We start from the raw sequence: 16,070 nt of genomic DNA on the forward strand, positions 1-16,070 counted from the left end.
ATGGAGGTAACTATTATGGAAGTAAAAAATTGTAAAACCTGTGGAAAATTATTTAACTATGTAAGTGGTCCGAGATTATGCCCGGCCTGCATTAAACAATTAGAAGATAAATTTCACGAAGTAAGAGATTACATTAGGAAGAAACCTAAATCCGAATTGGCAGTAATCGCAGAAGAATGTGATGTATCTGTAAACCAGATTAAGCAGTGGGTCAGAGAAGAAAGATTATCCTTTGATAAAGATTCGCCGGTTGCTTTGGAATGTGAAAACTGTGGTGCTAAGATTCTTACAGGAAGATATTGTAAAAACTGTAAGGATGAAATGAAAAATGGTCTTAATGCTGCAATTGCAAAACCGGATGCACCAAAGAAGGACAGAAAGAAGATGACATCTACAAGAGATGCCATGAGATTCTTAAATAGATAAAAATTCATTTTTCTTTATAAAAATGATTAAAAATATAAGCTACAGCTGTAAATAGATGATATAATATTTATGGTTGTGGCTTATATTACTTTTATTTAACTTATTGTTATGATATAATATAATCCAAATGATTAAATATTAATGTACTTAAAAAAGTGCATCTTACGGAGGGTGTAATGATAAACAAAAACAAGGTGAGACTTATGGTTTCCATGGAGGCTATTGAACAAAACAAAGAAGGAAAAGAAAGTCTTGCTGTTTGTGAATACAGGCGAAGAGATTATATAGGATTGAACATGATATTTACCTTCATTTTTTCTGTTTTTGCCTTTGGCATTGCGCTTCTTCTATTTTTCCTTTGTAAAATGGAGTATATATTTGATAATTTTGATATATCCCTTATAACAGGAGGCGGTATAGCTGTTATTATGCTCTATTTTCTGTTTCTTATTGTTTGTGAGATTGTAACTTACAAAATTGCATCTGACAGATATCAGGAAGCTACAAGAATGTCATCAAGATATCAAAAATGTCTGAAAAAACTTGCTGACAGCTATAAAGCAAAGGAATAGTTGTAGTCTGGAAATGACTAACACAAATTATTCGAATGGAGGGGCGTTTATTGGAATCAAGCTTGATTTTTAAGACATACGTCAATGATTTTTATGCCAAGTACAAATTTATTTTAGTGCCGATTTTTAAATTTATACTTACATTTGCGGCATTAATGCTTATTAATATGAATCTTGGATATTTTGAAAAGGTAAATAATATAATAGTGGCACTGTTTTTTGCATTTATTTGCGCTTTTCTTCCCCAGGATTTCATGGCTTTAACTCTTTACGGACTGGTTATAGTAAACCTTATCGCTTTTTCAAAGGAGATTGCCATTGTTCCGGCTCTTTTAATACTTTTATTATGGTTAGTATGTGCAAGATTTAACAGAAAAGAGCTCTATGTGGCAGTTTTAACCGTTGTACTTATGAATATAAAGATAGGAATGGCGGTACCTGTAATAATGGGACTTTTAGGCAGTAGTCTAAGCATTCTTCCGGTAGGGAGCGGAGTGATAATTTATTATGTTTTAAATTACATTTCTAAAAATGCCACCACTATCCAGAATGTTCATGATGACTCAATGATTGAAAAGATAGGTTATATCGCTAACCAGATTTTTGAAAATAAGACAATGCTTGTAATGATGATAACTTTTGTGTTATGCACACTTATTGTATATCTTATCAGGAAAAGCTTTCTTGACAATGCATGGACCATAGCCATAGTTGCAGGTATTCTTGTTCTTTTAATAGGCCCTTTACTTGGAGGGGTACTGGTAAATGTTGACATAGATATTGTATCTCTTGCCATAGGCAATATTTCAGCATTGATTTTAGGATTTGCGGTTTTATTTTTTAATTATTCGGGAGACTATTCTAGAGTTGAGCATGTAGAATTTGAAGATGACAATTACTACTATTATGTAAAAGCAGTTTCAAAGAAGAAACTTGCAGCTCCTGATAAGAAAGTAAAAACCATTAATTCCAGGGAAAAATCTGCGGGAGAAATAGCAGATTTCGATGAAAACAAAGAGTACGAAGAAATTATCAGACAGGCAATGGATGAACATTATAAAAATTAAAAGGAAGGAAATAAATGGGGAATCTCGAAAACCTTATAATGCGTGTAGGCAACCTGCTTGCACTTCCAAAGGTAACAGTTACAGACGTAATTGAAATATTGATTATATCATTTCTTTTATATCAGGTTCTTCTTTTTGTAAAAAAAACCAGAGCATGGAATCTTTTAAAGGGAATTGGAGTTGTAGTTGTATTTATTTCTATTGCAGCTTTATTTAAGATGGAGACCATTCTATGGCTGGGGGAAAAGACCTTAAATGTAGGTATTATAGCTATAGTGGTGGTTTTTCAGCCAGAGTTAAGACAGGCCCTTGAAAGATTGGGAAGGAAAAATTTTATTACCTCTATTTTTAACATAGATACTATTAAACTGGGAGAAAAAAGATTTTCTGACAAGACAAAAAATGAGATAGCAAAGGCAGTTTTTGAAATGGCCAAAGTTAAAACAGGTGCCTTGATAGTTGTCGAAAAGGATACACAGCTAGATGAATTCGTTAGAACCGGAATAGAAATTGATTCAGCCATATCAAGCCAGTTATTGCTTAATATCTTTGAGCATAATACACCTTTACATGACGGAGCCATTATAGTCAGAGAAGACAGAATTGTTTCTGCTACCTGTTATCTGCCTTTGTCAGACAATCTTGAAATCAGCAAGTCACTGGGAACAAGACATAGGGCAGCTTTAGGAGTCAGCGAAGTCAGCGATTCCATAACGATTGTGGTTTCAGAAGAGACCGGTATGGTTTCCATAGCAGAAGACGGGATTTTATATGGAAAAATTGACATGGAATCATTAAAAGCTAAGCTTTCAAGCTTTCAAAGCAGAGTAGTTGATGAAAATAGAAGAAAAAAGCGTATGATATTGAAAGGAAGGTCATGGAATGCTGAAAAAACTGACAAATAACATAGGCTTAAAAATATTATCAGTTGCATCTGCTATACTTCTTTGGCTTATTGTATTAAATTTAAACGATCCCGTTTCTACAAGAACCTTTGCAAATATTCCTGTAGAGATTTTAAACAGTGAAACCATTACGGAAAATGGTGAAGTATATGAAGTACTTGATGAAAGTAATTATGTAACTATTGTGGTAAAGGCTAAAAGGAGCGTATTGGATTCTCTTTCCTATAGTGATTTTTATGCCAGTGCGGATATGAGCGAGATAAATCTTTCATTGAATATCGTTCCCATTAATGTCACGGCCACCAGATATGCCAAGCAGATATCAGAAATTACGCAAAAAACCAATAATCTCAAAGTAAATATAGAAGAACTGGAAAAAAAGCAGTTTCCTGTTAATACTAATGTAGTAGGAACTGTAGAAACAGGATATGGAGTTGGTGATATTACCCTTTCTCCTAATACCCTGACGGTATCAGGTGCAGAATCAGTTGTAGATACCATATCAAAAGTTGTTATTGACATTGAAGTAAGTGGAGCTTCCTCAAGTCTTGATTATCAGCTTACACCTTATGCATTAGATGCCGCAGGAAATCAGATTAACAGTGAAAATATAAGTTTTGATGTTTCCACAGTACATACCTTGGTGGAAATACTGGAAAATAAAAAGGTGAAAATATCATATACACCTTCTTCCAATATATTAGACGGATATGAAGTCGGTGATGTTACACTGGAACCAAGCATGGTTGAGATAAGTGGTACGGCAGATGTTATGAAAGAACTGAAAGAGATAGTAATACCTTCCGATGCCATTGATCTTTCATCTGCCACGGATGATGTAACCACGGTTATTGATCTTACTCAATATCTTCCTGCCGGAGCGACTATTTCAGACATGGAAAGCAGTAATGTTGCAGTTACGGTTGAGATAAAATCAAAACGAACCGCCAGAGTATCTTTGGCCACAAAAGATATCCAGTTAAAAAATTTAGACAGCTCTTTACATGCTGAATTTTCATCAGATAACATTAATGTTGTGTTACAGATAAACAACGATGATGTTTTAGTGGTAAATTCTGATGATATTAAAGCCAGTGTGGATCTTTCTGAATTTAAAGAAGAAGGAACTTACGAGGTGGAAATAAACTTTGAGTGTCCGGATGATATAAAAACCAGTCCCATAACCACTACCATAGTGTTATCAAAGGCAACAGAAAATTCAGACACAGAAAGCGATGATAAAACTTCCACCGAAAAAAAAGACACTACTCAAAACAGTGAAAACAAGACTGAGAGTGACAGTAAAACAAGCACTGGTTGATAAAAGTTAATAAGAAAGTATTTAACTGCTTATTTGGGGAAAAGCGGAAAGAGGAGAGAAAAATGGTTAGTCAGAAGGTAATAGTAAAAAATCCCACAGGATTGCACTTAAGGCCGGCAGGGATGTTGTGTGAAAAATCCCAGGAATTTAAATCCAAAATTTCATTTATTCATAAAACCTATCATGCCAATGCAAAAAGTGTTTTAAGTGTATTGGGAGCTTGTGTAAAAAGCGGGGATGAGATTGAACTGGTTTGTGAAGGAGAAGATGAAGAAAAGGCTTTAGAAACCATTATAAACTTAGTTGAAAACGGATTAGGAGAATAAAAATGGCAAAAAAATTATTTATTACAGGCTGTAACGGTCAGTTAGGAAAGGCTATCAACAACTTATATTCACAAAATACCGATTACCAGCTGGTAAATACAGATATGGGTGATCTTGATATTTCCAATATAGATGAAGTTATGGAAAGAATAAAGAGTGAAAAACCTGATGTTATTATAAATTGTGCTGCCTTTACAGCCGTTGATGCCTGTGAAACAGAAATAGATGCAGCTTATAAGGCAAATGCTTTGGGCCCTAGAAATTTAAGCATTGCTGCTACTGAGGTTGATGCAAAACTTATGCATGTTTCAACGGATTATGTTTTTGATGGAAAATTAAGAAGTAATCCCTATACAGAATTTGACCAGGTAAATCCTCAGGGAATGTATGGAAAAACCAAGCTTGCAGGGGAGAATTTTGTAAAAGAATTTGCAAAAAAACATTTTATAGTCAGAACCGCATGGCTTTATGGAGATGGAAAAAACTTTGTAAAAACCATGCTTAAGCTTAGTGAAAGCCATGATGAAGTAAGTGTAGTATGTGACCAGACAGGTTCACCTACCAGTGCTAAAGAACTGGCTCTTTCAATAGCAGCCCTTATTGACACGGATAATTATGGAACATTTCATGGTACCTGTGAAGGAAGCTGTAACTGGGCAGAATTTACACAAGAAATATTTAGATTAAAATCAAAAAATACAAAAGTTAATCATATAACCTCAGACCAATACCCATCACCGGTAAAGCGTCCGGAGTATTCAGTTTTGGAAAATTATATGTTTAAACTTACAACCAATCACACCTATGCACATTGGAAAGATGCAATAAAAGAGTATTTAGAGGAAAATTAGTATGGAATTTACCAGATATCTTAAATATCTTTCTTACGATAAAATCTGGAAGGCCATGAGATATTACAGATTTTATGGCACTACAGAGTTTGTAAGGATGTTTCGTGATAAATTTGAAAACAGTATTCCCTTAGATTACGAAAAGTGGTACAAAAAAAATAGAAAAAAAAGAGAGAAAATAGAAGTTTCTGAAAGCATAGCTTTTAATATTCTCATAAAAAATGATTATAAATATAAAGAGGAACTGTTGGATACAACAGTTTCCTCTATTCTTAGGCAAAGATATAAAAACTTTGATATTTTGTATGCAGATGATGATGATTTAAAGAAAAAAATAAAGGGTCAGTATTGTCTCATTGTTGAAACCGGAGATATTTTAGGTAAAGACTTTCTTATGGAAGTGGCAGATTTTTTACAGAAAAACCCCATTAAGGCAGTTTATACCGACAATGACCATTACAAAATCAAAGACAATAAAATGCATCATTTAAATCCCTATTTTAAAATTGCATACAGTCCTGATTTGCTAAATTGCACCAATTATATACAAAATTCCATTGTATTAAGAACAGATTTGTTAATGGAAATAATTGATGATTGTGGACACATACCGGAATCCTACGAATTAAATTTAAGAATATTTGAAAAAGAAGGAATGAAAGAGGTAGGACATCTTCCTAATATGATTTATCACAGTTATATCAGGTATATAGATGAAAAGGCAGAAATAAAAGCCTTAGAGGAACATTTTAAAAGAATCGGAAAAAATGTTAATGTAAAGCCTTCTGATTATAAAGGGTTTTACAATATAAAATACGAAATAGAAGGTAATCCACTGGTATCAATTATAATCCCTAACAAAGACCATCCGGATATGCTTGAAAAATGCCTTTCCTCCATTAGAAAGTCTACTTATGAAAATATAGAAATAATTATAGTGGAAAACAACAGTGAGAAAAAGCAGACCTTTGATTACTATAAGAGGATTAAAGACAGAGAAAAAATAAGACTTATCAGATGGAAAAAAGCCTTTAATTATTCAGCTATTAATAATTATGCCGTCAGAAAATCAAGAGGTGAATATCTCATCTTTTTAAATAATGATGTGGAACTTATAACAAAAGACTGGATAGAAAGGCTTTTAGGTCATGCCCAAAAGGAAAAAAGCGGTGCTGTGGGAGCAAGATTATATTATCCCGATAATACCATTCAGCATGACGGAGTAATAATGACCAAAGCCGGTGTGGCAGGACATGCTTTTCAAGGTTATGAAAAAGATGAAGCTACATATTTAAACAAGGCAATATTTACTTCAAATGTAAGTGCTGTTACCGCAGCCTGTCTTATGGTATCTCGAAAAAAATTTAATGAAGTAAAAGGTTTTGAAGAAAAACTTGCAGTAGCCTTTAATGATGTGGATTTTTGTCTGAAACTTGTGAAAGCCGGATATTTCAACATCTGTGAGCCTTCTGTAGAAGGATTTCATTACGAATCAAAAACCAGGGGACTTGATATAAGTTTTAAAGACAGAAACAGATTTTTACATGAAACAATATTTATGGAAGACAGATGGATGGATTACATTAAGGATGGAGACCCTTATTATAATAAAAATCTTTCCTTAAAAAACTGGGATCATCGTCTTGGAGGTTATGTATGACACAGGTGACAGTTGTAGTACCAAATTACAATGGAGAAAAATATATTGCTGATTGTCTGAAATCTCTTGAAAAGCAGGAGTTTAAAGAATTTCACACCATAGTAGTGGATAACGGTTCAACAGACAATAGTAGAGAAATAATAGAAAAAGAGTTTCCAAAAGTAAAGCTTTTAAAATTAAAAGAAAATTATGGCTTTGCCAGGGCTGTAAATGAAGGAATAAAAGCCTCAAAAACAAAATATGTTATATTACTTAATAACGATACAATAGTCTTTAAAAGATTTGTAAGGGAATTATTAAATGAAATAAGACGCTCAAAAAAAATATTTTCATCCCAGGCTTTAATGCTTTCCTATCAGGAAAAAGAAATAATTGATGATGCAGGAGACTATTACAACGCTTTAGGCTGGGCTTTTGCCAGAGAAAAAGGAAAAAATATTAATGAAATGAAACTTAAAAACGGTAAAAAGATATTTTCCTCTTGTGGTGGGGCAGTTATTTATAATAAAGAATTGATGGAAAAAACAGGGTATTTTGACGAAGAACATTTTTGTTATTTAGAAGATGTGGATATAGGCTATCGTGCAAAGATTTTAGGATACAAAAACACCCTTGCCTTAAAGGCAAAAGTGCTTCATGTAGGCTCAGCTAGCAGCGGCTCAAAATATAACGATTTCAAAATCAGATATTCTGTTAGAAATAATATTTATACCGCATATAAAAACATGCCTTTTTTACAATACATAATAAATATGCCCCTTTTGTTTACCGGTTATTTTATTAAGCTAATCTTTTATACAAAGCTTGGCTTTTTAAAATCATGTCTTAAGGGAACCATAGAAGGCATAGGATTATGTAAAAAAAAGAAAAAATTTCCTTTTTCTTCAAAAAATATAAAGAATTACTTAAAAATTCAATTGGAATTATATGTTAATATAATAAGAAGAATTGCAGGTTAATTGATTATTTTAAATATGCTTTTTGTTGCCAATTAAACATTTCTATAGTATTATAAAAATGTTTATGAAAAATAGGAAACTAGTAAGGGTTAAATAGGGTGGAATTTTGGTAGAGGATAGCCAGAAAGTTTTTAACAGGATTCACTTGTTTGTAGATGCGATAATAATAGCATTTTCCTACGCTTGCGCTTATTATTTAAAATTTAAATTAAGTTTCGCCAATATATCGATAGGTAGACTGCCAATGCAGACTTATTTTTTTGCGTTGGTTTTTATATTGCCCGGATATTTACTTTTATATTATGCCTTTGATTTATATGATAATCATTCAAATATAAGAGGCAGACGACAAGAATTTGCAAATATCTTAAAGGCAAATATAGTTGGTATTTTAGTATTTATAGTAGTACTATATGGAATCAGGCAGCTTGACTTTTCGAGATACATGTTAGTACAGTTTTTCTGCTTTAACGTATTTTTGGATACTTTCGCCAGAAATGTATTCAGAGAAGTTTTAAAGAAAATGCGTCGTGACGGAAAAAACATAAAATACATACTTCTAATAGGATACAGTAGGGCAGCAGAGGAATACATAGACAGAATACAGGCAAACCCCCAATGGGGTTATATCATAAGAGGGGTTCTTGATGATGATATAGAAAGTGGTCTTGTTTACAAAGGAATAAAAGTTCTTGGAAGGATAGACAACCTTGTCTATATTCTTAAAAGCAATAGTGCACATCTTAATGAAATAGCCATAACATTAAGCATAAAACAATATGATAAGTTGGAATCCATAGTTGCCATGTGTGAAAAATCCGGCCTTCATACAAAGTTTATACCGGATTACAACAAGATTATTCCAACAAAGCCATACACTGAAGATTTATTGGGACTTCCTGTAATAAATATCAGGCACATACCATTGAGTATCGGCTTTAATCAATTTATAAAAAGAGTTATGGATATAGTAGGCGCTCTGGCCAGTCTGATAGTTTTTTCGCCGGTGATGCTTATTACAGCCATTTTAATAAAGACTACTTCCAAGGGACCATTAATATACAAACAAGAAAGGGTAGGACTTAGAAACAGACCTTTTAAAATGTATAAGTTCAGATCCATGGAAGTACAGCCTGAAAAAGAAGAAAAGAAAGCCTGGACTGTGAAAAATGACCCCCGGGTTACTCCAATAGGCAAATTCATTAGAAAAACCAGTATAGATGAACTGCCCCAGATAATAAATGTATTAAAGGGAGAAATGAGTCTGGTGGGGCCAAGACCTGAAAGACCTTTATTTGTTGAAAAATTCAGGGAAGAAATACCTAGATATATGATAAAACATCAGGTTCGTCCCGGAATGACAGGTTGGGCACAGGTAAACGGCTTTAGGGGAGACACCTCCATAATAAAACGAATCGAACATGATTTGTATTACATTGAAAATTGGACCCTTGGTTTGGACTTCAAAATATTATTCTTAACAATATTTAAAGGATTTGTTAATAAAAATGCTTACTAGTATGTGATATTTTATTTTTAACAAAATACTTAGTATAAAAAATAATTTGGTGGTGAAAGGAAATACTATGTCAGAAAAAAAGAAATTAAGTAGGAAGCAGTTAAAAAGAAAAAGGCGCAGAATAATAATTGCTGTTGAAGTGGTTGCTTTGTTGTTTTTGCTAGCGGGAGTTTTTTTGGTTTCCAAGTATAATAAATTAGGAACAGTTGAATACAAGAAAGAAGAAGTCAAAAAAAATGAAGACCTTACAGATGAAAGCTCAAAGGATTATACAACCATTGCTCTATATGGATTAGACTCAAGATCCGCTGGAGACTTAGGTGAAGGTAATCGAAGCGACTGTATAATGATTGCCAGCATAAACAATAAAACAAAGGCTGTTAGAGTAGCATCTGTATTCAGGGATACATATTTATATACAGCTACAACAGATGATGATGAATTAGAATACGCGAAAGCCAGCTGGGCTTATTCTTATGGCGGTCCTACAGAAGCAAACAGTATGTTAAACATAAATCTTGATTTAGATGTAGATGATTTTGTTGCTGTAGACTTTTCAGCCGTAGCAAACACTATTGACCTTTTAGGAGGAATAGATGTTGAAATCACAGAAAGTGAAAGAAATTATATAAACGGATATGCAGTAGAAACCTCTCAAATTACAGGACTTGATACTCCTGCAATAATGGAGACAGGACTTGTACATTTAGATGGACTTCATGCAGTATCCTATGCAAGAATTCGTTATGATACCAATGATAAATATTCTACAGATTATAAGAGAACAGAAAGACAAAGAATTGTTCTTGAAAAAATGGTAGAAGCTGCTAAATCAGCAAATCTTGGTACTTTAAACAGTATTGTGGATACAGTACTTCCACAAGTAGCAACAAGCCTTTCCGCAACAGAAATTTTAGGCCTTGCCACAAACCTTACTAATTTCAAAGTTGAAGCAACTACAGGATTTCCGTTTGAAAAGAAAACAAAGAAAGTAAGTGGTCCGGGAGATTGTGTAATTCCTTTAGGCTTAGTGGAAAATGTTGAAGAGCTTCATGCATTTCTTTATCCGGACAGTCAGTATTCAGTATCTGAAACAGTCAGAAAAATTGATGGTGAAATTGTTACTGCTACAGGATATTCCAGAGAAGATGCAAATGTAACAGAAGGTGTAGGTGCTTCTGAAGAAAGTAATACAGCTTCTGCAAATTCAGCTACAGAAAGAGAAACACCGGCAAATACAACTTCTACTGAAGATACAACTTCCGAAGGAAGTACAGAAGGTACAAATTAAGGGTAAAAAATAATGAATAATGATTTAAAAGTAGACATCATTATACCTGTTTACAAAGCGAATAAAGAATTTAAAGAAACTATGGCTGCTCTTTTGGGGCAGTCATATGCTGTTAATAGGTATATTTTAATTAATACAGAGGAAAAATACTGGGACAAATCAATCGAGTCCCTGTCAGATAAGATATATGTAAAACATATAAAAAAGGAAGAATTTGACCATGGAAAAACCAGGGACATGGCCGTTAAAATGTCAGAGGGGGATATTGTAATTTGCATGACTCAGGATGCAATTTGCATGGATAAATATCTTGTGGAAAATATGATAAAACCTTTTAGTGACGGTAGAGTATGGGCAGTATATGCAAGACAGCTTCCTAGAAAAGACTGTCGCCTTATAGAAAAATACACCCGGTCATTTAATTATCCTGATAAATCTCATGTAAGAACAAAAGATGATTTTGAAAAATATGGTATAAAGACAATATTTTGTTCCAATGTCTGTGCTGCTTACAGGAAAAAAATATATGACAGATTAGGTGGATTTCCACAAAATGCAATATTTGCAGAGGATATGATTTTTGCCAACAAAATTATAAATGCCGGTGGGGCAATATATTATAATGCCGATGCAAAGGTAATACATTCTCATAATTATACAGGTATCCAACAGTTTCACAGAAATTTTGACATTGGAGTTACCCATGCCGATCATCCTGAGATTTTTGCTAATCTAAAGTCAGAAGGGGAAGGTGTAAAAATGGTTTTATCCACCATGAAATATCTTCTTAAAAAAGGAAAGCCTCATCTGTTAATAGCATTAATCTATCATAGCGGTATGAAATATGTTGGATATAAGGCAGGAAAAATATATAAAAAACTTCCCAAAAAACTCTGCCAAATCTGTTCCACAGATAAAAAATATTTCACTTAAAAAGACAAAAATTGCACATTAACAATTCACTTTATGGCACATTTCAGACACAGTTTATACACAAAAGCTTGTTATCATGTACCTACATTGACAAGGAAACAAACACTCTAATAAATAATGGAGGTAAAATAAAATGCATGATGAAAATGAATTAAAAAACGGACAGGAAAATAAAGAAGTAACAACAACTCTTTCTAATGAAGAAGGAAGAGTAAATTTTGTACTTAAAGATTCCCCGCAAAACCAGTTAAATGATGCCAATACTCAAAATACCGGTGAAAACATTGTTAATGATGATGCTAATAACAATGTAAATCCTGTAAATATTGAAAAAGAAACAGTTCCTAATCATGAAAAATATAGTCAGTTTTATATAAATAACGACCAGGCAGGAACTAACAGTAATCAAAACCAATATTATACAAATGTGAATAATCAATCCCAGGGTAGCTATAATACAAATATGAATAACCAGTCCCAGGGCAGCTATAATACAAATCCAAATCAGGAAAATTACAATTACGGACAAAATCCTGACATGACACAGGGACAAAATGCCAATACAAATTATTATACCTATGGCAGAAACTATGGCGAAGAAAATCCTTCTTCTCCAAAACCGCCAAAGAAACCATTTAAGCTTGGAAAAGGAGGAAAGATAGTTTTAAAAATAGGTGCATATGTAGCAATATTCGCACTTGTTTTTGCAGGAAGTTTTGAAGGCGCAAGGTATCTTGCCAAAAGTACTACTTCTAATGAGCAGTCTTCTTCAACAGGTTCAACAAATGATGATGCCACATCTACAAGTGCTGTTATAACCTCAGATGAAAGCGTTGTTACACAAAATACATCTTTTTCAGATGTTTCAGCAATAGTAGACAAGGTTATGCCTTCAGTAGTGGCTATTTCCTGCACCGAGCAGTCAGCTAACAACTTCTTTGGAGGTTCAGATGAGGCACTTTCAGTTGGTTCCGGAGTAATTATTAAAGAAACTGATGAAAAATATTATATAGTAACCAACAACCATGTAGTATCAGGGGCAACTTCAATTTCAGCTACCTTTGTAGATGATACCAACGCAGAAGTAACAGTAGTGGGAACCGATTCAGATAATGACCTTGCAGTGGTTTCCGTAAAAAAGAGTGATTTATCCTCATCCACATTAAAGAAAATTTCAGTGGCAACCATTGGAAGTTCTTCAGACTTAAAAGTAGGTGAAAAAGCCATTGCCATTGGAAATGCCTTAGGTTATGGGCAGTCAGTTACTACAGGTATAATAAGTGCCCTAGATAGAGAAGTAACTGTAGAAAACATTACCAATAAGCTTATTCAGACAGACGCAGCCATAAATCCTGGAAATAGCGGTGGAGCTTTACTTGATGAAGATGGAAAATTAATCGGTATTAATTCAGCCAAGTATTCTTCAACACAGGTAGAAGGCATGGGATATGCAATTCCAATGGATACTGCAAAACCTATAATTGATGAAATAATTAAAAATGAAGGAAAAAATACAACATCAGATAACAGTTTAAAAGAAGGACAGGCATATCTTGGTATTTCCGGAATAGATATAAATGAAAGCATGGCAAGTCAATATAGCATGCCGGAAGGAATATATGTTGCCAATGTTGTAGAAGGACAGGCAGCAGATAAGGCAGGTATTTCAAAAGGAGATATCATAGTTGGAATTGATGGAAAAGAAATAACTACCATGTCCGAATTAAAAGAGGTAATTGCAAAATGCAAATCCGGTGATGAAGTAAAACTTGATGTATTGGTTTCAAAAAATGGATATTATCAGCAAAAGACTGTAAAAGTTACTCTTGGTAAATATTCAGAGTCCAGTGAAAAACAATAATATATAAGAAAAATTATTCATAAATGATTTTTAAGGGAATTAGTAGTGCTAATGCATTGTTAATTCCCTTTTGGAGATTTAACTTGTAAAAAGTATTCTTATATGCAAAAATATGATTATATTTATATAAGATTTATTGTGAAAGTAGAAAGAGGTAAATAATGTCGGGTAATAAAGATTTAGAGGAAGATTTCATTTTAGATGAAGATAAACAAGAAGATAAAAAGGAAGATGAATACGAAGAAATATGCTATATATGTAGACGACCGGAGAGTAAAGCCGGTAAGATGGTTCACATTCCTAATAATATATGTATTTGCCAGGATTGTATGCAAAAAACTTTTGACAGCATGAATTCCGGAAGTTTAAATTATGATGCTTTATTAAAGGATATGCCTAATATGGGATTTTTCGGTATAAACGACCTGATAAATCCGGTTTCAAAGCGTCAAAAAATAAAAAAGAAAAAAGAAAATGAAAAAATCAAGCCGAGATTTGATATAAAACAGGTTCCAAAGCCTCATAAAATAAAGGAAAGCCTTGATGAATATGTTATAGGTCAGGAACATGCCAAAAAAGTTATTTCTGTAGCGGTTTACAACCACTATAAGCGAGTAGCCAATGGCGAAAAAAACATAGATGTAGATATAGAAAAATCAAATATGCTTATGATAGGACCTACAGGAAGTGGAAAGACTTATCTTGTAAAGACCCTGGCAAAACTTTTAGATGTGCCCCTTGCCATCACAGATGCTACCTCTCTTACTGAGGCCGGCTATATAGGAGATGATATAGAAAGCGTTGTTTCCAAGCTTTTAGCGGCAGCTGATAATGATGTGGAAAAGGCAGAACAGGGAATTATCTTTATTGATGAAATTGATAAAATTGCTAAGAAAAAAAATACAAATCAAAGAGATGTCAGTGGTGAGTCCGTTCAGCAGGGTATGTTAAAACTTTTAGAAGGAAGTGAAATAGAAGTTCCTGTAGGAGCCAGCTCTAAAAATGCCATGGCACCTCTTACAACAGTAAACACAAAAGATATACTGTTTATTTGTGGAGGAGCTTTCCCGGGACTTGAAGACATTATAAAAGAGCGTTTAAACAAGCAATCTTCCATGGGATTTCAGGCAGATTTAAAAGACAAATATGATAACGAAGAAAACCTTTTAAGACAGGTAACCGTAAAAGACCTGAGAAATTTTGGAATGATTCCGGAGTTTTTAGGCCGACTTCCTGTAATATATACTTTAGATGCCCTTACAGAAGAAATGATGGTTCAGATATTAAAAGAGCCAAAAAATGCAATTATCAAACAATACAAAAAACTTCTTGAAATGGACGAGGTAGGACTTGAATTTGAAGAGGATGCCTTAAAGGCAATCTCTAAAAAGGCCCTTGAAAAGAAAATGGGAGCCAGAGCCCTTCGTGCCATAATAGAAGAATTTATGCTGGATATAATGTTTGAAATCCCAAAGGATGACAATATTGGTAAAGTAATAATTACCAGGGAATATGTGGAAAATACCGGAGGTCCGGTAATAATAAACAGAGGAGCTGTCAATTGATAATAATAGGCATAATATTTGGAATTGTAATAGCAGATTATATTTTAAAGGAATATGTGGACAGGCATATAAATTTAGATAAAAAAAAACAGGCTCTTAATGGAAAAATCATAATAACAAAGTATTACAACAAGGGGGCAGCGGCGAATTTATTAAATAAAAATCCAAAACTGGTAGCCAAAATCTCCTTTGTTACTACATTAGTTTGTGCTTTCAGGCTTTTTAAAGAAAGAAATGACCGGCTTAAATCCCTGGCTTTTTCCTTAATAATCGGAGGGGCTATTAGTAATCTTTTAGACAGGATAAAAAAAGGACATGTAGTAGATTACCTGAATTTCAATGTGAAAAAAGGTATATTGAAAAGATTAATATTTAATATATCCGATTTATGTATTATCTTTGGAGCCATAATTTATATTATAAGAGATTTGCTTAATTGTTTTAATCATCATAAATAAAAGTGAAAAAGACTATTGCTTAGGTGATAGTCTTTTTTTCTTGAACGCAGTGTAAGCAATCCCCCGCTTCAAAAGCGTAAGCTTTAAGCGGGGGTATAAGCTTACTAGTGTCAGAAGGGGTTAAAGCCCCTTCTGACAGGTGGCACAAAGTGCCACTGCGTTCATGAGGAAGTAGCGAAGCGGATTCCGAATGTCCGCTTTACAAAAACATAGCAAATTAGGAATTTCTTTATTTATACCTGGTTTAAAACAACCTGTTAAATAAATATTTTTAATGAAAGTACATGGATTTCTCGTATTGTTAACAGTAAATATTTTTGGTAGAATGATAAAAAGTGCGCATAAAAAGCGTATGT

General features: G+C 33.5%; 15 protein-coding genes. All 15 read left to right on the plus strand.

The features are described from left to right. Nucleotides 1–15: 15 nt before the first annotated feature. Nucleotides 16–426 (plus strand): flagellar protein, encoded by a 411-nt coding sequence (locus tag BM153_RS07840; RefSeq protein ID WP_092872460.1) that lies wholly within the window; start codon nt 16–18, stop codon nt 424–426. Nucleotides 427–602: 176 nt separating this feature from the next. Further along, nucleotides 603–998, plus strand: coding sequence for a hypothetical protein (locus BM153_RS07845; RefSeq protein ID WP_092872462.1), 396 nt, complete (start codon nt 603–605; stop codon nt 996–998). A 50-nt stretch (nt 999–1,048) separates the two neighbouring features. Next, nucleotides 1,049–2,065 (plus strand): hypothetical protein, encoded by a 1,017-nt coding sequence (locus BM153_RS07850; RefSeq protein WP_092872464.1) that lies wholly within the window; start codon nt 1,049–1,051, stop codon nt 2,063–2,065. Nucleotides 2,066–2,079: 14 nt separating this feature from the next. Then, nucleotides 2,080–2,970 (plus strand): diadenylate cyclase CdaA, encoded by an 891-nt coding sequence (gene cdaA, locus BM153_RS07855; protein ID WP_092872466.1) that lies wholly within the window; start codon nt 2,080–2,082, stop codon nt 2,968–2,970. After that, on the plus strand, nt 2,948–4,291 hold the full coding sequence (locus tag BM153_RS07860; RefSeq protein ID WP_092872467.1) for a CdaR family protein: 1,344 nt from the start codon (nt 2,948–2,950) through the stop codon (nt 4,289–4,291). The genes cdaA and BM153_RS07860 overlap by 23 nt, the downstream gene beginning before the upstream one ends. A 62-nt stretch (nt 4,292–4,353) precedes the next feature. Next, a complete protein-coding gene (locus BM153_RS07865; protein WP_092872469.1) occupies nt 4,354–4,617 on the plus strand; it encodes an HPr family phosphocarrier protein in 264 nt (87 codons plus the stop codon). A 2-nt stretch (nt 4,618–4,619) separates the two neighbouring features. After that, a complete protein-coding gene (gene rfbD / locus BM153_RS07870; protein WP_092872471.1) occupies nt 4,620–5,468 on the plus strand; it encodes a dTDP-4-dehydrorhamnose reductase in 849 nt (282 codons plus the stop codon). A gap of 1 nt (nt 5,469) precedes the next feature. Beyond that, nucleotides 5,470–7,128 (plus strand): glycosyltransferase family 2 protein, encoded by a 1,659-nt coding sequence (locus BM153_RS07875; RefSeq protein ID WP_092872473.1) that lies wholly within the window; start codon nt 5,470–5,472, stop codon nt 7,126–7,128. Continuing rightward, nucleotides 7,125–8,087 (plus strand): glycosyltransferase family 2 protein, encoded by a 963-nt coding sequence (locus BM153_RS07880; protein WP_092872475.1) that lies wholly within the window; start codon nt 7,125–7,127, stop codon nt 8,085–8,087. Before BM153_RS07875 ends, BM153_RS07880 begins: the two co-directional genes overlap by 4 nt. Before the next feature lie 106 nt (nt 8,088–8,193). Further along, a complete protein-coding gene (locus BM153_RS07885) occupies nt 8,194–9,606 on the plus strand; it encodes an undecaprenyl-phosphate glucose phosphotransferase (protein WP_092872477.1) in 1,413 nt (470 codons plus the stop codon). A 67-nt stretch (nt 9,607–9,673) separates the two neighbouring features. Continuing rightward, complete coding sequence (locus BM153_RS07890) at nt 9,674–10,897, plus strand: LCP family protein (protein WP_092872479.1); 1,224 nt, start codon at nt 9,674–9,676, stop codon at nt 10,895–10,897. 12 nt (nt 10,898–10,909) lie between these two features. Next, on the plus strand, nt 10,910–11,830 hold the full coding sequence (locus BM153_RS07895) for a glycosyltransferase family 2 protein (protein ID WP_092872481.1): 921 nt from the start codon (nt 10,910–10,912) through the stop codon (nt 11,828–11,830). Between the two features lie 133 nt (nt 11,831–11,963). Further along, nucleotides 11,964–13,691 (plus strand): S1C family serine protease, encoded by a 1,728-nt coding sequence (locus BM153_RS07900; RefSeq protein ID WP_092872483.1) that lies wholly within the window; start codon nt 11,964–11,966, stop codon nt 13,689–13,691. A gap of 161 nt (nt 13,692–13,852) precedes the next feature. Next, nucleotides 13,853–15,256, plus strand: coding sequence for an ATP-dependent Clp protease ATP-binding subunit ClpX (clpX, locus tag BM153_RS07905; RefSeq protein WP_092872485.1), 1,404 nt, complete (start codon nt 13,853–13,855; stop codon nt 15,254–15,256). Beyond that, nucleotides 15,253–15,714 (plus strand): signal peptidase II, encoded by a 462-nt coding sequence (gene lspA / locus BM153_RS07910; protein ID WP_177205615.1) that lies wholly within the window; start codon nt 15,253–15,255, stop codon nt 15,712–15,714. The genes clpX and lspA overlap by 4 nt, the downstream gene beginning before the upstream one ends. Nucleotides 15,715–16,070 lie beyond the last annotated feature (356 nt).

The organism is Acetitomaculum ruminis DSM 5522 (assembly GCF_900112085.1).
GTDB classification, from domain to species: Bacteria; Bacillota; Clostridia; order Lachnospirales; family Lachnospiraceae; genus Acetitomaculum; species Acetitomaculum ruminis.